This is a genomic window from Agromyces sp. Root1464, from assembly GCF_001427265.1.
Classification (GTDB): domain Bacteria; phylum Actinomycetota; class Actinomycetes; order Actinomycetales; family Microbacteriaceae; genus Agromyces; species Agromyces fucosus.
This window is the reverse complement of sequence record NZ_LMFU01000002.1, coordinates 268624-288650: the sequence shown is the minus strand read 5'-3', so window position 1 is coordinate 288650 and position 20027 is coordinate 268624. Positions and strand designations below refer to the sequence as shown.

At 68.9% G+C, this 20027-nt stretch carries 16 protein-coding genes; 7 read left to right on the top strand and 9 right to left on the bottom strand.

What is annotated here, in order from left to right:
- Window positions 1-2 precede the first annotated feature (2 nt).
- The 3 genes from ctaC to ASD23_RS07160 form a co-directional block, all read right to left on the bottom strand.
- Window positions 3-896 carry an aa3-type cytochrome oxidase subunit II gene (gene ctaC / locus ASD23_RS07170; protein ID WP_056008726.1) on the bottom strand — a complete coding sequence of 298 codons (894 nt, stop codon included), beginning with the start codon at window positions 894-896 and terminating at the stop codon, window positions 3-5.
- 198 nt (window positions 897-1094) lie between these two features.
- Complete coding sequence (erpA, locus tag ASD23_RS07165) at window positions 1095-1445, bottom strand: iron-sulfur cluster insertion protein ErpA (protein ID WP_022894430.1); 351 nt, start codon at window positions 1443-1445, stop codon at window positions 1095-1097.
- Between the two features lie 79 nt (window positions 1446-1524).
- Window positions 1525-2967: a dipeptidase gene (locus ASD23_RS07160; RefSeq protein ID WP_056008720.1), complete on the bottom strand. Its 1443-nt coding sequence runs from the start codon at window positions 2965-2967 to the stop codon at window positions 1525-1527.
- Between the two features lie 36 nt (window positions 2968-3003).
- Here ASD23_RS07160 and ASD23_RS07155 point away from each other — a divergent pair, with 36 nt between their 5' ends.
- The gene (locus ASD23_RS07155) at window positions 3004-3606 is read left to right on the top strand and encodes a DUF3043 domain-containing protein (RefSeq protein ID WP_056008717.1); all 603 of its coding nucleotides are present in this window, start codon (window positions 3004-3006) and stop codon (window positions 3604-3606) included.
- Window positions 3607-3663: 57 nt separating this feature from the next.
- Here the strand turns inward: ASD23_RS07155 and ASD23_RS07150 are convergent, their stop codons facing one another.
- Window positions 3664-4812 (bottom strand): alkaline phosphatase family protein, encoded by a 1149-nt coding sequence (locus tag ASD23_RS07150; protein WP_056008714.1) that lies wholly within the window; start codon window positions 4810-4812, stop codon window positions 3664-3666.
- A gap of 74 nt (window positions 4813-4886) precedes the next feature.
- Between ASD23_RS07150 and ASD23_RS07145 the strand changes: the two genes are divergently transcribed.
- The 3 genes from ASD23_RS07145 (at window position 4887) to ASD23_RS07135 (ending at window position 9805) form a co-directional block, all read left to right on the top strand.
- Window positions 4887-7361: a DNA gyrase/topoisomerase IV subunit A gene (locus ASD23_RS07145; RefSeq protein WP_056008711.1), complete on the top strand. Its 2475-nt coding sequence runs from the start codon at window positions 4887-4889 to the stop codon at window positions 7359-7361.
- Window positions 7362-7469: 108 nt separating this feature from the next.
- The gene (locus ASD23_RS07140; protein ID WP_056008708.1) at window positions 7470-8822 is read left to right on the top strand and encodes an FAD-binding oxidoreductase; all 1353 of its coding nucleotides are present in this window, start codon (window positions 7470-7472) and stop codon (window positions 8820-8822) included.
- 173 nt (window positions 8823-8995) lie between these two features.
- On the top strand, window positions 8996-9805 hold the full coding sequence (locus ASD23_RS07135) for a M57 family metalloprotease (RefSeq protein WP_056008706.1): 810 nt from the start codon (window positions 8996-8998) through the stop codon (window positions 9803-9805).
- A gap of 106 nt (window positions 9806-9911) precedes the next feature.
- Here the strand turns inward: ASD23_RS07135 and ASD23_RS07130 are convergent, their stop codons facing one another.
- Window positions 9912-12023: a DNA gyrase/topoisomerase IV subunit B gene (locus ASD23_RS07130; protein WP_056008703.1), complete on the bottom strand. Its 2112-nt coding sequence runs from the start codon at window positions 12021-12023 to the stop codon at window positions 9912-9914.
- Between the two features lie 113 nt (window positions 12024-12136).
- Here ASD23_RS07130 and ASD23_RS07125 point away from each other — a divergent pair, with 113 nt between their 5' ends.
- Window positions 12137-12370: a DUF7455 domain-containing protein gene (locus ASD23_RS07125; RefSeq protein WP_056008697.1), complete on the top strand. Its 234-nt coding sequence runs from the start codon at window positions 12137-12139 to the stop codon at window positions 12368-12370.
- 135 nt (window positions 12371-12505) lie between these two features.
- Here the strand turns inward: ASD23_RS07125 and ASD23_RS07120 are convergent, their stop codons facing one another.
- The 4 genes from ASD23_RS07120 to ASD23_RS07105 all read right to left on the bottom strand — a co-directional run bounded on the left by ASD23_RS07120 (window position 12506) and on the right by ASD23_RS07105 (window position 16972).
- On the bottom strand, window positions 12506-13243 hold the full coding sequence (locus tag ASD23_RS07120) for a type 1 glutamine amidotransferase (protein ID WP_056008694.1): 738 nt from the start codon (window positions 13241-13243) through the stop codon (window positions 12506-12508).
- Window positions 13240-14496 (bottom strand): Mur ligase family protein, encoded by a 1257-nt coding sequence (locus ASD23_RS07115; protein ID WP_056008688.1) that lies wholly within the window; start codon window positions 14494-14496, stop codon window positions 13240-13242. Before ASD23_RS07115 ends, ASD23_RS07120 begins: the two co-directional genes overlap by 4 nt.
- 7 nt (window positions 14497-14503) lie before the next feature.
- Window positions 14504-15793, bottom strand: coding sequence for an RNA polymerase sigma factor (locus ASD23_RS07110; protein WP_056008684.1), 1290 nt, complete (start codon window positions 15791-15793; stop codon window positions 14504-14506).
- A gap of 252 nt (window positions 15794-16045) precedes the next feature.
- Window positions 16046-16972 (bottom strand): proteasome assembly chaperone family protein, encoded by a 927-nt coding sequence (locus ASD23_RS07105; RefSeq protein ID WP_056008681.1) that lies wholly within the window; start codon window positions 16970-16972, stop codon window positions 16046-16048.
- A gap of 88 nt (window positions 16973-17060) precedes the next feature.
- On the opposite strand from ASD23_RS07105, the gene ASD23_RS07100 reads away from it, so the two are divergent.
- A complete protein-coding gene (locus ASD23_RS07100) occupies window positions 17061-18533 on the top strand; it encodes a leucyl aminopeptidase (RefSeq protein WP_056008672.1) in 1473 nt (490 codons plus the stop codon).
- A 98-nt stretch (window positions 18534-18631) separates the two neighbouring features.
- Window positions 18632-20005 (top strand): dihydrolipoyl dehydrogenase, encoded by a 1374-nt coding sequence (gene lpdA, locus ASD23_RS07095; RefSeq protein ID WP_056008669.1) that lies wholly within the window; start codon window positions 18632-18634, stop codon window positions 20003-20005.
- Window positions 20006-20027: the final 22 nt, after the last annotated feature.

The following is a 20027-nucleotide window of genomic DNA, read 5'->3' as shown; positions in this document are numbered from 1 at the left end:
GCTTAGTGCTCCTCTTTCAATTCGGGCGCGCCCGTACCGGGCAGGTTCTGGTTGCGGTCGTACTCGTTCGACAGCTGGCCTTCCTGGCCGGCGTCGCGGAGCGACTCGATGTAGTCGTCGTACTCGGCCTGCGAGACGACCTCGACGTTGAAGAGCATGAGCGAGTGGTACTCGCCGCAGAGCTCGGCGCACTTGCCCGCGTACGTGCCTTCGCGCTCGGGCACGAACGACATGTAGTTGGTCTTGCCGGGGTACATGTCCTTCTTGTAGAGGAAGTCCACGACCCAGAACGAGTGGATGACGTCGCGCGACTCGAGTTCGATCTCGACGTTCGCCCCGACGGGCAGGTACAGGGTCGGCAGCTCCTCCTGGACGAGCGAACCCTTGGGTCCCTCTTCGGAGAGCTGGCCCTGGATGCCGGGCGAGTACACGTCTTCCTTGACGTAGTTGAAGTCCCACGCCCACTGCTTCGCGATGACCTCGACCTTGACGTCGATCTGGTCTTCGGCGAAGCGCTGCTCGATCGCAGCCTGGTCGCGTGCGGTGAAGGCGAAGAAGCCCAGCACGAGGATCAGCGGGATGATCGTGTAGAAGACCTCGATCGGCATGTTGTAGCGAAGCTGCACCGGGAGGCCGGTCTGGCCCTTGCGGCGGCGGTACGCGACGACGGCCCAGATCGTGAGGCCCCAGGTGATGACACCCACGATGAGCAGCACGATCCACGAGGTGACCCAGAGGCCTGAGACGCGCTCGGTGTGATTCGTCACCGGCGCATCCCCCTCGACGAATCCGGGGAGGAATCCGTTCAACTGGGCCTGCGTGCACCCTGCGAGGACGAGACTGAGCGACGCTGCGATCGGGATTGCAGCCCATCGGAGTCGGCGGTTGTTGCGCACCGGTGACCTTTCGGGAGACTCGAAGGCGCTTCACAGTGAAGCGCGGTGATCGGTGTCTAGCCTACTCCGACTCGACCCCCGGGGTGTGCACTCGGGGCCGGTGTCGGGCGCGTCGATCCACTGATTTCCGGCTCCATCGGCGAAAACACAGAAGGGAGGCCGCTCTCGCGACCTCCCTTCGGAGCTGATCAGGATGCGTCAGTGGAACGAGTCACCGCAGGCGCAGCTGCCTTCCGCGTTCGGATTGTCGATCGTGAAGCCCTGCTTCTGGATCGTGTCCTCGAAGTCGATCGATGCGCCATCGAGGTACGGCACGCTCATCTTGTCGACGACGACCTCGACGCCCTCGAAGTCGACGACGGCATCGCCGTCGAGCAGGCGCTCGTCGAAGTAGAGCTGGTAGATGAGGCCCGAGCAGCCGCCGGGCTGAACGGCGACGCGCAGACGCAGGTCGTCGCGGCCCTCCTGCTCGAGGAGGCTGCGCACCTTGTCGGCGGCGGGGTCGCTCAGCTTCACGCCGTGCGCGGTCTCGATGATCGTGTCGCTCATGTCTCTCCTCGGTGCGTCAGGGAACGCGGAACCTGCTTCCATGGTAACCGCAGGAACGGCGGTCGCGCCCTGCGCGCTCTCAGGAATCGCCGTCCCGTGCGTCGAGGCGGGCGAGGAAGAGCGCCTCGCTGAGCAGGGCTCGCTGGAACACGCCGAGGTGCAGCGACTCGTTGGGGCTGTGCGCACGTGAGTCGGGGTCCTCGACACCGGTCACGAGGATCTGCGCGGCGGGGAACTCCGCGACGAGCTCGGCGATGAACGGGATGGATCCTCCGACGCCGATCTCGACGGGCTCCTTGCCCCAGGCCTCGGCCATCGCCGCGTTCGACTCGGCGACGGCCCAGCCCGAGGTGTCGACGAGGAACGGGTTGCCGAGCTCCACCGCGTCGAACTCGAGCTTCGCGCCGAACGGCGCCCGTGCTTCGAGGTGCGAGCGGATGGCCGCGAGGGCGTCGACGTCGTGCTGGCCCGGCGCCACGCGAGCGCTCACGCGAACGGCGACGCTCGGCACGAGCGTGTTGGATGCGTTCGCCACCGTGGGGGCGTCGATGCCCGTGACCGTGATGGCCGGCTGCGCCCAGATGCGGGAGAGGATCTCGCCGCGCCCGATCGGCGAGACGCCGTCGAGCAGCCCGGTCTCGGCGCGGAGCTGGGCCTCGTCGTAGGCCGGCGTCTCGAGGTCGGCTGAGGTCAGCCCCTCGACGGCGACGGAGCCGTCGGCATCGTGCAGGGTCGCGAGCAGCTGGATGGCGGCGAGCATGGCGTCGGGCACCGCTCCCCCGAACATGCCGGAGTGCGAGGCGTGCGCGAGCGTCGACACCCGCATGCGGAAGGCCACCGCGCCGCGGAGCGCGACCGTCAGGGCCGGCGTCTCGAGGTCCCAGTTGCCGGAGTCGGCGACGACGATCGCGTCGGCTTCGAGCAGGTCGCGGTTCTCGTGCAGGAAATTGGCGAAGGAGAGCGAACCCGACTCCTCCTCCCCCTCGATGAAGAGCGCGATGCCGAGGTCGAAGTCGGTGCCGAGCACCTCCGTGAGCGCTCGGATGGCGCCGATGTGGGCCATCACGCCGGCCTTGTCGTCGGCAGCGCCACGGCCGTACAGGCGGTCCCCGCGAAGCGTCGGCTCGAACGGCGACGACTCCCAGTCGGCGTCGTCGCCGGGCGGCTGCACGTCGTGGTGCGCGTAGAGGAGGACGGTCGGACGGCCGTTGCGCGCAGCACGGCGCGCCACGACGGCAGGCTTGCCGAGCGCGGCATCCGGGCCTTCGCCCTCGCCGATGGCGGCGCGACGGATCTCGACGAGGTCGAAGACGCCGAGGCCGCGTACGAGCTCGGCGACCGCCTCGGCACTCGCCTCGACGTGGGCGTCGTCGAACGCCGCCCACGACACCGAGGGGATCTTCACGAGCCGTGTGAGATCGGCGATCGTGGTGGGGAAAGCGGCTTCGACGGCGCTGCGCAGCGCATCGCTCGTGGAGGTGGGGTCGGAAGTTCCGCCGGCGGCGGGATGAGACTCGGTCATGCCGGTAATCTTAAGGGGACCGATTCGAGGAATCCCGTGGCCAAGAACCCGAACAACACCGAAGAACCGAGCGCCCAGACGCCGAAGCAGGCAGAGACGCTCGAAGAGACCCAGGCTCGCCTGAAGGCCGGCAAGGGTGCGCCCACGCCGAGCCGTGCGCAGCAGGAGGCGGCGCGCAAGCGTCCGCTCGTGCCGAACGACCGCAAGGAGGCGGCGAAGCAGGCGCGCAGCAAGGCTGCCGAGTCGCGCGAGCGTGCCCGCATCGGCATGGCGGTCGGCGACGAGCGCTACCTGCCCGCCCGCGACCGCGGCCCCCAGAAGAAGTACGTGCGCGACTACGTCGACGCGCGGTTCTCCATCGGCGAGGTCCTCATCCCCGTGATGTTCGCCGTCATCCTGCTGACCTTCGTGCCGAGTCCCGAAGTGCAGTCCATCGGCATCCTGGCGCTCTGGGCGTTCTTCCTCGTCGCGGTCATCGACTCGGTCGTGCTCGGCTTCATCGTCACGAAGAAGCTCGCCGCCAAGTTCGGCGCCGACAAGGTCGAGCGCGTGCGCTGGTACGCCGCGATGCGCGCGCTGCAGCTGCGCCCGCTGCGCCTGCCGAAGCCGCAGGTCAAGCGCTGGAACTACCCCGAATGATCGGACGGCTCGGGGCGGCGCCGTCGCCCGCCTCGGGCCCAGGTATCGTCGACTGCGTCAGTTGCGGCTGAACACTCCGCCGCGGATGAGCGGAACCCGGGTCTCCTCGTCGCTGAGCGACCCGTGCTGGCCGATCATGGCTTCAGCCTGTCGGTTCGGCTCCCGCCGGTCGTAGTACGCGATGCCCGCGCGAGCCGCGATCACGAGGTCGCCGATGCGGTCGCGCACCTCATCGGCGACCTCGCCGTAGAGCCCGGACTCGATCGCCTCGTCACGGCTCAGCACCCACGACCGGTGGCCCTCGGCTGCGCGCCAGCCCTCGACGAGCGCGGTGCGAGCGGATGCCTCGAGCCCAGGTTCGAAGTAGAGGGCCACGCAGCGCGGCTCTCCCCCGACGTGACGCACCCCGACGAGCAGCTCCGGCCGGTCGTCGACGAAGACGTGTCGGTGCGCGGGCACATCGACCACACCGTGGTCGGCGGTGACGAGCAGGCCCGTGCCACGCGGCATCCGTCGCTCGAACGCCGCCAGCTCGGCGTCGAGCGTCTCGAGCTGGCCGAGCCACTTGTCGGACTCCCAACCGTGCGCGTGCGCGGCCTGGTCGAGCTCGGGAACGTAGAGGTAGACGACGGCGCGCTCGCCGGTCGCGAGGATGCGGTCGGCTTCGGCGAACCGATCGGCGACGGATGCGCCGGGGCGGTACTCCGCCCCGCGGAGGACGGCGCGGGTGAACCCCGAGTCGGAGTAGCGTGCCGCGCCGATCGCGTAGCTCGCGATGCCAGCCTCGCGCATCGTCTCGAAGAGCGTCGGAAGCCGCTGCCAGGTCTCGGGCGGCATGCCCGCGTCCCACCCGCTGAGCTGGTTGACGAGACGATCGTGGGCGGCATCGAGCACGCGGTAGCCCACGAGGCCGTGCTCCCCGGGAGGGCGACCTGTCGCGAAGGTCGCGAGCGCTGCCGCGGTCGTCGAGGGGAACACGGTGCGCAGCACGTCGCGCTTCGCCATGCGCGAGGCGAGGAACCTGGCGTGCCCGGCCCGCGCCTGGATGTTCGAGGCGCCCAGCCCGTCGACGAGCACCACGACGACGGCCGATGCCGGAGGAAGGCCCAGTTCGTTCGGGAGGCCCTGGACGGCCGACATCGAACTGCCGAGCACCCCGGCAAGGCGCGGGACGGTATCGGCGGGCACCGGTAGCATGGCAGACATCGCGCCCAGTCTGGCACAGGCCGGGCGCGCCCCTGTTTCCCGCGTGCCCGGCACGCCCGCCCCAGAGACGACGGATGACCCGAGCAAAGAATCAGCCCGCTGAAGACCCGATCGTCGAGCGCATCGAAGACGTCGACGTCGCCGCAGAGATGCAGGGCTCGTTCCTCGAATACGCGTACTCGGTCATCTACTCCCGGGCCCTGCCCGACGCCCGCGACGGTCTCAAGCCCGTGCAACGGCGCATCCTGTATCAGATGACCGAGATGGGGCTTCGACCCGATCGCGGCCACGTCAAGTCGGCGCGCGTCGTCGGCGAGGTCATGGGAAAGCTCCACCCGCACGGCGACACCGCGATCTACGACACCCTCGTGCGCATGGCGCAGGCCTTCACGTTGCGCGTGCCCCTCATCGACGGCCACGGCAACTTCGGCTCGCTCGACGACGGCCCCGCAGCCTCGCGCTACACCGAGGCCCGTCTCGCCTCCCCCGCCCTGGCGATGACCGAGGGCCTCGACGAGAACGTCGTCGACTTCGTGCCGAACTACGACAACCAGCTCACCCAGCCCGAGGTGCTGCCTGCGGCCTACCCGAACCTGCTCGTCAACGGTGCGAGCGGCATCGCGGTCGGCATGGCGACCAACATGGCGCCCCACAACCTCATCGAGGTCGTCGGCGCTGCCCGGCACCTCATCGCGCACCCGAACGCCACGCTCGACGAGCTCATGGAGTACGTCCCGGGCCCCGACCTGCCCACGGGCGGCACGATCGTCGGCCTGTCCGGCATCAAAGACGCCTACGCCACCGGCCGCGGCAGCTTCAAGACGCGAGCCAAGGTCAGCGTCGAGTCGATCACGGCTCGCAAGACCGGCCTCGTCGTCACCGAGCTGCCCTACCTCGTCGGCCCCGAGAAGGTCATCGAGAAGATCAAAGACGGGGTGAACGCCAAGAAGATCAACGGCATCTCCGACGTCACCGACCTCACCGACCGCACGAACGGTCTGCGGCTCGTCATCGGCATCAAGACCGGTTTCAGCCCCGAAGCGGTGCTCGAACAGCTCTACCGGCTCACACCGCTCGAGGACTCGTTCAACATCAACAACGTCGCCCTCGTCGATGGCGGCCCCCAGACCCTCGGATTGCGCGAACTGCTCCAGGTCTACGTTGCGCACCGCATCTCGGTCGTCACCCGCCGATCCGAGTACCGCCTGGCCCGTCGTCGCGAGCGGCTCCACCTCGTCGACGGGCTGCTCATCGCGATCCTCGACATCGACGAGGTCATCCAGCTCATCCGGGGCAGCGACGACACCGCCGCAGCCCGCGCCCGCCTCATCGAGGTCTTCGACCTGAGCCAGGTGCAGGCCGACTACATCCTCGAGTTGCAGCTCCGTCGACTCACGAAGTTCTCGCGCATCGAGCTCGAGGCCGAGCGCGACAAGCTGCGCGCCGAGATCGCCGAACTCGAGGCGCTGCTCTCGAGCCGGCACCGCATCGAGGCCCTCGTGTCCGATGAGCTCGCCGAGATCGCCGAACGGTTCGGCACTCCCCGTCGCACCTTGCTCACCGATGCCAGGCCGAGTATCGCCGGCGCAGCGGCCAAGCGCGCCGCCGCGATCCTCGAGGTCGCCGATGTGCCGTGCCGGGTCTTCCTCTCGGCCACCGGCCGCATCGCGCGCGTCGACCTGCCGGTCGGCGACGACGGCCCCCCGGTCATCACCGTGCCCGCCCGACGCAGCAAGCACGATGCGATCCGCTCGACGCTCGACACGACGAGCCGGGCCGAGATCGGCGCGGTCACGAGCCTCGGCCGACTCATCCGATTCACGCCCGTCGACCTGCCGATGCTGCCTCCGACCTCGGTGCAGCTCGGGGCGGGGGTCAAGATCGGCGACTACCTGGCGCTGCCGAACCGCGACGAGAAGGTGCTCGCGATCGTCTCCCTCGACGCCGATCGCTCGATCGCGCTCGGCACGAAGCAGGGCGTCGTGAAGCGCGTCGCGATCGGCGCGTACCCGAACAAGCCCGAGTTCGAGGTGATCGGGCTGAAGGCCGGCGACGAGGTCGTCGGCGCCGTGCAGGGCGACGAGGGCGACGAACTCGTGTTCGTGGCGAGCGACGCGCAGTTGCTGCGCTTCCCGGCTTCGTCGGTACGCCCGCAGGGTTGCCCGGCAGGGGGCATGGCCGGCATCAACCTCGGCAGCGGCGCGCACGTCGTGCACTTCACGAGCCTCGCCGCGAATGACGTGCCGCAGACCGTCGTCGTCACGATCGCGGCGACGACCGACACGCTCCTCGGCACCGACCCCGGCAGCGCCAAGGTCAGCGACTTCACCGAGTTCCCGGCGAAGGGCCGAGCGACCGGCGGTGTGCGGGCGCAGCGGTTCCTGAAGGGCGAAGATGCGCTGCACCTCGCCTGGGTCGGTCCCTCCCCCGCCCTCGCCGTCGGCCCTGACGGCACGGCTCGCACCCTGCCAGACAGCGGGGCCAAGCGAGACGCCTCCGGACAGCCCCTCGAGGCCGTCGTGGGTGCGATCGGCACGCGCATCGGCTGACGACGCCCGCCGGACTTGACGCCGGCACTGCCGAGGAGCATATTCGGCCGTGCCGGCCGGTGAACGCCGCGTTCGCTCGCGCCGGTCCACGGGCGAACGGGAGCATTCATGGCGCACGCGACGTTGCACGACATCGCAGGGAACGTGCTGGAGCCCGGCGACGACGGGTACGACGAGGCCCGCACGGTCTGGAACGGCATGATCGACCGGCATCCACGCTACGTCGTCTGTTGCACTGATGCGACCGACGTCGCCGCCGCCGTGCGGTTCGCAACCCGGAACGACCTCGAGATCGGCGTGCGCTGCGGTGGCCATGGCATCGTCGGGCACGCCGTACCCGACGGCGGTCTCATGATCGACCTCCGCCCCATGGGCGACGTGCAGGTCGACGCGGTCGGACGGCGGGCGCGAGTGCAGGGCGGTGCTCTCCTCGGCGCTCTCGATCGAGCCTCGCAGGAGTACGGCCTCGCGACGACAGCGGGCAACGTCTCGCACACCGGCGTCGGCGGGCTCGCACTCGGCGGCGGCATGGGGTGGCTCGCGAGGCGCCTCGGGCTCGCCTGCGACAACGTGGTCGCATTCGAGCTCGTCACGGCCGACGGCGAGTCACTTCGGGTCGACCACGACTCGCACCGCGAACTCGACTGGGCGCTTCGCGGTGGCGGCGGCAACTTCGGTGTCGTCACCGCGTTCGAGTTCGCACTGCACCCGGTGCCCGGCGACGCGATCGCCGTCGAGTTCCACTTCTCGCTCGATGGCGGCTCGACCACCGCCGCGATGCGAGCGTGGCGGGACCTCAGCATCGACGCCCCACGCGAGGCGACCTTCACCGCGACGATCTCGGGCCGGACGCTCGCCCTCGGCTTCGTGTGGGTCGGGGATGCCGTCGACGCTCGTCGCCACATCGACTCCCTCGAGACCCGCCTGCGCCAGGCGGCCGAGCCGATCGCGAACTCCGTCGATCCGCTCAGCTACTTGCAGCTGCAGACACGCGAAGACGACGTCGAGGGCCACGCTTGGCGCCGGTACTGGAAGGGTCACTACTTTCGCGAACTCGCTGATGACCTGATCGACGCTCTCCTCGACCGCGATGACGACCTCGCGCCCGACGTGAGCCTGCAGGCCTACGGCGGCGCCATCGCAGACGTTCCCGGCGACGCCACCGCCTTCTCGAGGCGCGACACCGCGTTCGAGTTCGTCGCCGCCTCCCGCTGGCGCTTGCCCGACGAGGATGCGCCGCGGATGGCGGCCGCCCGCCGCTACGCGAGCGGAATGGACGGCTACGCCAGCGGCGCCTACGTCAACGTGCTCGGCGATGATGGAGACGCGGGTCTTCGGCGCGCGTACCCGGCCGAACAGCTCGCACGATTGACCGCCGTCAAGGACGCGTACGATCCCGGCAACGTCTTCCACCTGAATCAGAACATCAGGCCGACCGACGGTCGCGCCGGTCACGCCTGACGCGGAACACCTGGAAATCCTTGACACGCAGGAATCGCACAGGCTACTTTTGTGCCCACTTCGGGGGACAAGCAATGACGCTCATCCACGGGCAACGACGCCCGTTCCATGGACCCGAATCCGCTCGCCGACCAGGCGAACGGAGATCGCTCATCTCAGAAGGAGCACACTGCATGAGAATCACGAGAACACTCGCGCTCGCCGCCACCGCGGCGGCCGCGCTCGCCGTCGGCACGGCAATCCCGGCCGCCGGCGCAACCCCGCTCGATGACGTTCCCTCCTACCAGGAGTTCGCGGAGTCGACCTACCGAGACGTCGACGGCAGCTACATCGTCAACGGAGACGAGGTGCTCTCGGACAAGGGCGACCTGAAGAAGTTCTACGACCTGCTCGTCGGTCCCGAGACGCCGACCGACGGTCTCATCGTCAACACGGTCAACGGCGCCGACGACAAGTGGTCGGCCTCGCAGGTCGGCAATCTCACCTACTGCGTCAGCACGAAGTTCGGAACGCGTCACGCCGACGTCGTCAACGCGATGGCGAGCGGCGCAGCGCTCTGGGAGTCCGCATCCTCGAAGATCAACTTCGTGTACGTGGGCAGCGCCGACGGTCAGTGCACGACGCGGAACAAGTCGGTGCTGTTCTCGGTCGAGCCTGTGCAGACCTCGCAGTACATCGCCCGCGCGTTCTTCCCGAGCACGGCCGATCGGCAGCAGAACGTGCTCATCGACGACTCGATCTGGAGCTCCGGCTCCTGGACGCCGACCAACATCCTCGGGCACGAGCTCGGCCACACCCTCGGGTTCCGGCACGAGCACACGCGCCCGGAATCGGGCACGTGCTTCGAAGACAACAACTGGCGGCCGCTGACGCCGTACGACTCGTCATCGATCATGCACTACCCGCAGTGCAACGGTTCGTCCGACGACCTGTCGATGACGAACTCCGACCGCACGGGGGCCGTCGCGCTCTACGGCAACTGAGTCACCGCGCGCTCATCGGAGCGTTGTCAGAGTCCGCTGGGCTCGGTCGTCCTCGACCGGGCCCAGCGGCATGTCGTGAGCCGAAGCCCCGAGCACCGGTCGAACGTCACGCGTCGATGCGGTCGCGCTCGAGCGCGTCGGAACTCTCGATGATGAACTCCTTGCGAGGCGCGACATCGGTGCCCATGAGCAGCTCGAACACCCGACCGGCATTCTCGGCGTCGCCGATGCCCACGCGACGCAGTGTGCGCTGCCGGCGATCCATCGTCGTGGTCGCGAGCTGATCGGCATCCATCTCACCGAGGCCCTTGTACCGCTGGATAGGGTCTTGATATCGCTTCTTCTGGCGATCGAGCGTCGCGAGCACGCCCTTGAGCTCGGCTTCGGAGTACGTGTAGATCGTCTCGTTCGGCTTCGAACCCGGGTTCATGACAACGACCCGGTGCAGCGGCGGCACCGCGGCGAAGACTCGGCCGTGCTCGATCATCGGTCGCATGTAGCGGAAGAAGAGGGTGAGCAGCAGCGTGCGGATGTGCGCCCCGTCGACGTCGGCGTCGGCCATCAGGATGACCTTGCCGTAGCGCGCGGCCTCGAGATCGAAGCTGCGACCCGACCCAGCGCCGATCACCTGGATGATCGATGCGCACTCGGCGTTCGCGAGCATGTCGGCCACGCTCGCCTTCTGCACGTTGAGGATCTTGCCGCGGATCGGCAGCAGAGCCTGGTGCTCGCTGTCGCGGGCGAGCTTGGCGGTCCCGAGCGCGGAGTCGCCCTCGACGATGAACAGCTCGCTGTGCGAGACGTCATTCGATCGGCAGTCGACGAGCTTCGCGGGCAGCGACGAACTCTCGAGCGCGTTCTTGCGGCGCTGCGTCTCTTTGTGCGCGCGGGCGGAGATGCGGGACTTCATCTCGGCGACGACCTTGTCGAGCAGCAATGCCGACTGGTTCTTGTCGTCGCGCTTGGTGGAGGAGAAACGCGCACCCAGTTCTTTCGTCAGCACGCTCGAGACGATGGCGCGCGCCGCGGGAGTGCCGAGCACCTCCTTCGTCTGGCCTTCGAACTGCGGCTCGGGCAGGCGCACGGTGACGACCGCGGTGAGCCCCGCGAGCACGTCGTCCTTCTCGAGCTTGTCATTGCCGGCCTTCAGGCGACGGGCGTTGAGCTCGACCTGCTGGCGCAGGAACTTCAGGAGCCCCTGATCGAACCCGGCCTGGTGCGTGCCGCCCTTGGGCGTGGCGATGATGTTGACGAACGAGCGGATGACCGTGTCGTAACCGGTGCCCCAGCGCAGCGCGATGTCGACCACGCACTCGCGCTTCAGCTCGGTCGGCACCATCGCGCCGCCATCGGTGAGCACGGGCACCGTCTCGGTGAAGTGGCCGATGCCGGTCAGGCGCCAGACGTCGGTGAGCGGGGCATCCGTTGCCAGGTGCTCGACGAACTCGGAGATGCCGCCCTCGAACTGGAAAGACGTCGTGTGCGGCGCCTCGCCGCGTTCGTCGGTGACGTCGATCGCGAGCCCGGGGACGAGGAATGCGGTCTGCCGCGCGCGACCGAGCAGCTCCTCGGTCTGGAACTCGGCGCCCTTCGTGAAGATCTGGCGATCGGCCCAGTACCGGATACGCGTGCCGGTGACGCCCTTCGCCACCTTGCCGACCACGCGGAGCTCGCTGCGCTGCTCGAACGGCGTGAACGGTGCGTCGGGCGACGGCGCACCGGAGTCGGCGAAGTTGCCGGGCTCACCGCGGTGGAACGACATGGCCCAGGTCTTGCCATCGCGATCGACCTCGACGTCGAGACGTTCGGAGAGCGCGTTGACGACCGAGGCGCCGACGCCGTGCAGGCCGCCGGAGGCCGCGTAGGAGCCCGACCCGAACTTGCCGCCCGCGTGCAGCTTCGTGAACACGACCTCGACGCCCGACAGCCCGGTCTTGGGCTCGATGTCGACCGGGATGCCGCGCGCTCGGTCGCGCACCTCGACGCTGCCGTCGGGGTGCAGCGTCACGCCGATCTCGGTGCCGTGACCCGCGAGCGACTCGTCGACGGCGTTGTCGATGATCTCCCAGAGGCAGTGCATGAGCCCCCGGGAGTCGGTCGAACCGATGTACATGCCGGGTCGCTTGCGCACGGCCTCGAGGCCCTCGAGCACGGAGAGATGGCGGGCGGAATAATCGGAGCTCACGTCGAACAAGCCTACTGAGCGCCGCCGACACATCCATTCAGCCACTACGCGCTGAGCGAAATGCCCGGCCCAACGGAAGGAACCTGCCCTCACTCGTGTTTTCATTGATGAACGGAACACCACGCGTGAGCGACGAAGGAGGAGCCATGACCCAGTACACCGAGACCACCGGTGCGGTCGATGAACTCGAGACCCCTTACGAGCTCACCGCGCTCGATCGATGCGATGCCTGCGGTGCGCAGGCGTACATCCGCGTCGTCGTCGCGAGCGGCGAACTGCTGTTCTGCGCCCACCACGGCCGCAAGCACCAGGAGAAGCTCTCGCAGATCGCGCACAGCTGGCACGACGAGTCGAGCAAGCTGCTCGCCGACCGCAGCTGACCCACCGGCTTCACGAACGAACGCCCCGGCTCGTCCGGGGCGTTCGTCGTTTCACCACTCGGGACGACGCGTGAGCACGGCTCGCCGACGCCCGGGTCGACGTGCGCACGTCCGACATCGCAGCGCGCGAACGCGTCAGGTCGTGGGCAGTGAGACGCCCGCCGCAGCCAGCTGCGCGGCACGAGCTGCCGAGGCGTAGGCGTCGACAGCTTGCGCCTGCTCCCCCGCCACGTATTCGAGCCCGACCCTGGAGGCCATGGTCTCGAGCAGGCGATCGGCGAACACGGGGTTCTTGGCGAGCACCGGGCCGTGCAGGTGGGTGCCGTAGACGTCGCCCATGACCGCGCCCTCCTGCCCGGAGTCGCGGCCGTTGCCGTGACCGGCACGGATGCGGCCGAGCGGGGATGCCTCGGCGCCGACGTAGTCACGCGCGTGGTTCTCGAATCCGACGAGCATTCCGAAGCGCGGACTCTTCACCACGACGTCACCGGTCACGCGACTCGCGCGCGGCACCGAGCGGCCGGGCAGGATGCCGAGGCCCTCGACGCTCCGACCGCTCGCGAGCTCGATGCCCCAGCTCAGCAGCTCCCAGCCGGTGCCGATCGAGAGGATCGGCACGCCCTCGGTGCCCCACCGGCGGAACTCGTCGTGCATCGTGAGGAGCAGCCCGCGGCTCTCGTCGAGCGACGAGTCGCTCCCGGACCCGAGCACGATCGCGTCGACGCGCGGCGGCAGCTCTGCGGCCGACTCGACCTCGACGACCTCGGCGTCGAGGCCGGCCCACCGCGCGCGCGTCGAGAGCACGCGGGCGTTCTCGGCATCGCCGTTCGTGTTCTGCAGCCGGGGAAGCAACGAGACGATCGTGAGGGTCATTCTGCTCCAGCGAGTCCGAGGTGGGCACGAGTGCGGCGCATCGCGTCGGCGGTGAAGACGATCGTCTTGACGCCGGAAGCGGGTTCCGGCATCGCCAGGAAGTCGTCGACGGCCGTACCGAGGTCGGGCTCGACGCGATCGATCTCGACTCCGTCGTAGGCGAGCATGAGCGCGGCCTCCGCCGACTTCGAACCCGACACGATAGAAACCCTCCCGAGGGAGCCGGCATCCGTCGGCCAGAAATAGGAGGGATCGCGCACATCGGAACCGATCGCGAAGAGGATCTGCTCGGTGCCCGGCGCGATGCTGTCGACGTTGAGCTGGTAGCTCGCAGGGTTCTGCACGAGCACGAACTCGACGTCGTGGCCGCGAACGACGGTGCGCTCGCCACGCCCGAACACGGCGGGGATCGCGCTCAGTGCGTCCGCCGCGGTTGAGCTGGAGAAGCGGTCGCCGAGCACCGCCTTCGCGGTGGCGTACGCGGCGGCCGCATCGACGGCGTAGTGCACGCCGCGTGCCGGCAGGCCGATCGAGACGGATGCACCGGCGTCGTCGAGCACCGCAGCGGCGCCGTCGACCGCCTCGACGAGCACATCGGTGCCGCTCGAGAGCCGGGTGTCGCTCGTCTCGGTGTAGCCGAGGCCGCGGGGCGACGCCGCGAGCACGGATTCGGTGACGCCGAAGCGGTGCACGGCGACCTCGGGGCGCACCCGTTCGGCGAGGCGCTCGAGGTACGCGTCGTCAGCGTTCACGACGATCGACTCGCCGGCCCGTGCCGCGATGCGGCCGAGCATCGAGGCGACCATCTCCGAGTCGTGGAACCGGTCGATCTGGTCGACCATGACGTTGGTGAGGCACACGACGCGGGCGTCGACGCCCTGCATGACGAGGGCGCCGTGGCCCTCGTCCATCTCGAGCACCGCGACGTCGCCGGGCACGCGCCCGCGCCAGTCGGCCTGTTCGAGCAGAGCGGAGGTGAGGCCCTGGCTGATGTTCGCCGTCGACGGATTGGTGAAGACGTCGACGCCGTGCGCGCGGAGGATCGCGACGAGCATCTTCGTCGTGGTCGACTTGCCGCTCGATCCCGAGACGACCACGAGCCCCTGGGGGAAGCCGGAGAGGGTGCGCTTCAGGTACTTCGGTGCGATGCGGTTGACGACGAGGCCCGGAACAGCCGATCCGCCGCCGGGCTTGCGCAGCCGGGCGGCGAATCGGGTGAGCCTGCCGACGAGGATCGCCGGGGCGTAGCGCACTGGCGGCCTACTCGAGGTAGTCGCGGAGCGACTGCGAACGCGAGGGGTGACGCAGCTTCGCCATCGTCTTCGACTCGATCTGGCGGATGCGCTCGCGCGTCACGCCGAAAGTGTCGCCGATCTGGTCGAGGGTCTTCGGCATGCCGTCGCCGAGGCCGAAGCGCATGCGGATGACGCCCGCCTCGCGCTCGCTCAGCGAGTCGAGGAGCGACTCGAGCTGCTTCTGCAGCATCGTGAAGCCCACCGCGTCGGCCGGCACGACCGCTTCCGTGTCCTCGATGAGGTCGCCGAACTCGCTGTCGCCGTCTTCACCGAGCGGCGTGTGCAGCGAGATGGGCTCACGGCCGTACTTCTGCACCTCGATGACCTTCTCGGGGGTCATGTCGAGTTCGCGGCTGAGCTCTTCGGGCGTGGGTTCGCGACCCAGGTCTTGGAGCATCTGGCGCTGCACGCGGGCGAGCTTGTTGATGACCTCGACCATGTGCACGGGGATGCGGATGGTGCGAGCCTGGTCGGCCATGGCGCGCGTGATCGCCTGGCGGATCCACCACGTCGCGTAGGTCGAGAACTTGAAGCCCTTGGTGTAGTCGAACTTCTCGACCGCACGGATGAGGCCCAGGTTGCCCTCTTGGATGAGGTCGAGGAACTGCATGCCGCGACCCGTGTAGCGCTTGGCGAGCGAGACCACGAGGCGGAGGTTCGCGCCGAGCAGGTGGCTCTTGGCGCGCTGGCCGTCTTTCGCGACCCACTGGAGTTCGCGGCCGAGCTGCGAGCGCTTCTCGGCGTCGGTCATGTGCGAGAGCTTCTCTTCGGCGAACAGGCCCGCCTCGATGCGCATCGCGAGCTCGACTTCTTCGGCCGCGTTCAGGAGCGCGACCTTGCCGATCTGCTTCAGGTAGTCCTTGACGGGGTCGGCCGTCGCGCCGGTGATGGCGCTCGAGTAGACCGGGACCTCGTCTTCGTCGTCGACGGCGCGCAGCACGAGCGCGCCGGTGGGATGCGGCTCGACCGCGACGGCCTTCGTGTCGTCGTCGTCGCCGTCGGCTGCCGAATCGTCGGCGCCCTCGACGACCTCGAGGTCGACGACCTCTTCGCCCTCATCGTCGTCGCTCTTGGCCTTCGCCTTCGCGCGTGGCTTCGTCGCGGTCTTCGCGGTAGTTGCGCGCGGCGTCTTCGTCGCGGGGGTGGCCGCGGCTTTCGCCGTCGTCTTCGCGGCGGTCGACTTCGCGGCGGTCGCGCGCTTCGCAGCAGGCTTCTCCGCCTCGCTCGCAGCCGTCGTCGCTTTCGTCGTTGCCATTCGTTACCTCTCCTACCGTCGTGCCCGCGTGCCCTCGCGGACTCGGCTCATGCACTCGGTCCGGTCGTTTTCGGACACTATGAGGACCCATGTCAAGTCCGCTGCATCGGCATGGTCTTTCACCACGCCAGCGGGCCAGAACGGGTCCTGCCCCCATTATACAGACGTCAGCTCCGCAGTACGCCTGATCGGGGTCCGACTCGCCCTCTCGTTGCTACAACATCGAGCCGCCGACGGGCATTCCCCCGCGGCTCAGCGCCCGCGCGGCGTGTCGTCGTCGTTCGCGCGGCGGAAGGCGAGGAACTTCTCGAGCTCGGCGGCGATCTCGTCGGCCGACGGCAGTTCGCCGTCTTCGTCGGTGAGGGGCGACCGGAGCGTGGTGCCCTCCATGTACGAGTCGTGCCGCTGCTCGAGCGTGCCGACGAGCTTCGCGAGCTCGGCGTTCTCGGAGACCTGCTCGTCGATGCGGGCGACGAAGTCCCGGCCCTGCTCGCGCAGCGCATCGGTCGGGAAGATGCGCCCGGTCGCGGCACTGATCGCCTCGAGCGCGGTGATCGCGGCCGAGGGGTATTCAGCGTCGGAGAGGTAGTGCGGAATCAGCAGCACGAACCCCGTCGTGGGGTGATCGAGCGCCTGGAGCCGGAATTCGACCAAGTGGAGCACGTTGGCGGGCACCTGCGTCGTCGGGCGCCAGATCGACATCGCCTCGATGAGTTCCGAGCGGTTGCCGCTCACGGTCACGCCGACCGGTCGGGTGTGCGGCACGGGCATGGGGATCGAGTTGATCCACGTGGTCGACGACACCTCGAATCGCTCGATCAGGTCGAGCACCGCCGAGCTGAACCGCTGCCACTGGTAATCGGGCTCGAATCCGGTGAGCAGCAGGAACTGCTGGCCCAGTTCGTCGACGGCGAGGTCGAGACTCAGGCGCGGTGGCGTGTAGTCGGTGAGGTGGTCGCCCTCGAACAGGATGATCGGTCGGCGGGCGCGGTAGTCGAGCAGCTCGTCGGCCTCGAAGGATGCCACGACGGTGCTGTCGAGCGTTGAGAGCAGGTACTCGGTGGTCTGCGCGACGGCTCCGCCGGCATCGGCGTAGCCGGTGAGCCCCGCGACCAGCGGAAGCCCGGCGGGAACGTTCACGTCGGGGTTCAGCTCGTACAGGGAGCGGGGGTCTCGCATGCTTCCAGCCTACTGACGCCCGTCGCGGCCTCCTCCGGGTCACCGGTCGTCGACGTGATGCCGAGAGCGAACACGTACGATCGACCGCATGGCTGTTCCCACCCTCTCCGTGACCGACTCCCCCGCCTCCACCTCCGACGCCGACGTCGTGCTGCTGGCCGTCCGAAAGGGGGCCGAGGGCCCGGAACTCCTGGCCGAGACCGGCTTCGAGTGGGTCGAATCCGCGCTCGAGGCGCTCGAACTGAGCGGCGCGGCCGAGGAGTTCACCCGCATCCCCGGCACGCCCGGTGGCCCGCGCGTCGTCGCGATCGTCGGCGTCGGCGAGCGAGCGGATGCCGCGAGCCTCCGTCTCGCCGCAGGTGCCGCCCTCCGCCAGCTGAAGGGCGAGCTCACGGTGGCGATCGCCGTTCCGACGGACGACGCCGACGCGGCAGCAGCCCTCCTCGAGGGCGCCGGCCTCGGCGCATACGGCTACGACGGGTTCCGTTCGGAGCCGAAGCCCCGCCCGACCGCCATCGTGCTGCACTCCGTGCTCGACGACGCCGTGGTCGGCGTCGACCGGGTCCGAGCGGTCGTGACGGCCGTCGCGACGACGAAGGACCTCGTCAACATGCCACCGGCCGACCTCTTCCCCGCACGGCTCGCCGACATCGCCGTCGAGACCGCCGCGGCCGTCGGCATCGCTGCGAAGGTCTGGGACGAGCAGGCACTCGCCGACGACGGCTTCGGCGGGATCCTGGCGGTCGGCCAGGGCTCGAGCCGCGGCCCCCGACTCGTGCGCCTCGACTACACTCCTGCCGGGGCATCCGTTCACCTCGCCCTCGTCGGCAAGGGCATCACGTACGACTCGGGCGGCATCTCGCTGAAGCCCATGAACTCCCTCGTCGGCATGAAGACCGACATGGCGGGCGCCGCGACGGTGCTCTCGGCCATGGTGGCCCTCGCCGAGATCGGCGTGCCGCTCCGGGTGACCGGCTGGCTCTGCATCGCCGAGAACCTGCCCTCGTCGACCGCGGTGCGGCCGAACGACGTGCTGCGCATCCGCGGCGGCAAGACCGTCGAGGTCATCAACACCGACGCGGAGGGCCGACTCGTGCTGGCCGACGGACTGGTGGCCGCGAGCGAGGATCAGCCCGACGCGATCGTCGACGTCGCGACCCTCACCGGCGCGCAGGTGGTCGCCCTCGGCCACCGCATCGCAGGCCTCATGGGCGACGACGACCTCGTCGGACAGGTGCGGGCCGCCGCGGACTCGGTCGACGAGTCGACCTGGCCGATGCCGCTCCCCCGCGACCTCATGCAGTACCTGAAGTCCGATGTGGCCGACCTCGCGAACACCAAGCTCGGCATGACCGTGCCGGGGATGCTCCTCGCGGGCGTCTTCCTGCAGGAGTTCGTCGGCGTCCGCCGAGAAGCCGAGACCCGGATCCCGTGGGCGCACCTCGACATCGCGGGGCCCTCCAACAACACCGCGGCCGGCTACGGCTTCACCGGGTCGGGCGCCACGGGGGTCGCCGTCCGCACGCTCGTCCGCCTGGGCGAGCAGCTCGCCGCAGGGTAGTAAGGTCATATGGGCGAGAACGTCGCCCATACACCCTGTCCCGGCAACGAACCGGGGGCAGTCCGTGTCGCAGATCTGGTGCGCAAGGGAGAGAGCGTTTGTCCGAGCAGAACTTTGACATTGTCGTCCTGGGCGGAGGCAGCGCCGGCTACGCCGCTGCGATCCGTGCCGTCGAACTCGGCATGACCGCCGTGGTGATCGAGAAGGACAAGCTCGGCGGCACATGTCTGCACCGCGGTTGCATCCCCACGAAGGCCCTCCTGCACTCTGCAGAGGTCGCCGAGGTGGCCCGCGAATCTGCGAAGTACGGCGTCAAGGCCTCCTTCGAGGGCGTCGACATCGCGGGCGTCTCGGCCTACCGCGAGGGCATCGTCGCGAGCAAGTGGAAGGGCCTGCAGGGCCTTCTGAAGGCTCGCGGCATCCCCGTTGTCGCCGGTGAGGGCCGCCTCGTCGGCGCGAACGCCGTGGCCGTCGGCGACGACCGCTACGTCGGCAAGAACGTCGTGCTCGCCACCGGCTCGTACTCGCGTTCGCTCCCCGGACTCGAGATCGGCGGCCGCGTCATCACGAGCGAGCAGGCCCTCGAGCTCGACTTCATCCCCAAGAAGGTCGCCGTGCTCGGCGGCGGCGTCATCGGCGTCGAGTTCGCGAGCGTCTGGAACTCCTTCGGCGCCGACGTCACCATCATCGAAGCCCTGCCCCACCTCGTGCCCAACGAGGAGGAGACGATCTCCAAGCAGCTCGAGCGCGCGTTCCGCAAGCGCGGCATCGAGTACTCGCTCGGCGTGCGCTTCCAGAGCGTGACCCAGAACGACGACGGCGTCGTCGTGACGCTCGAGAACGGCACCACCTACGAGGCCGAGCTGCTGCTCGTCGCCGTCGGCCGTGGGCCCGTCACGCAGAACCTCGGCTACGAAGAGGCCGGCATCACGATCGACCGCGGCTTCGTCATCACGAACGACCGACTCGGGACGAGCGTCCCCGGCGTTTACGCAGCCGGCGACATCGTCCCCGGACTCCAGCTCGCGCACCGCAGCTACCAGCAGGGCATCTTCATCGCCGAGGAGATCGCGGGCCTCGCTCCGATCGTCGTCGAAGACGTGAACATCCCGAAGATCACGTACTGCGAGCCCGAGGTCGCCTCCGTCGGCTACACCGAGGCCAAGGCTGCCGAGAAGTTCGGCGCCGACCAGGTGTCGGCCTTCGAGTACAACCTCGCCGGCAACGGCAAGAGCTCGATCCTCGGCACGTCGGGTTCGATCAAGGTCGTCCGAGTCAACGAGGGCCCCATCGTCGGCGTCCACATGATCGGCGGCCGGGTGGGCGAGCTCATCGCCGAGGCGCAGCTCGCCGTGAACTGGGAGGCGTACCCCGAAGACATCGCCCCCTTCATCCACGCCCACCCGACCCAGGGCGAGGCGTTCGGCGAAGCCGTGCTGAAGCTGGCCGGCAAGCCGCTCCACGCCATCTGATCCCGTCGATCCCATCCACGAC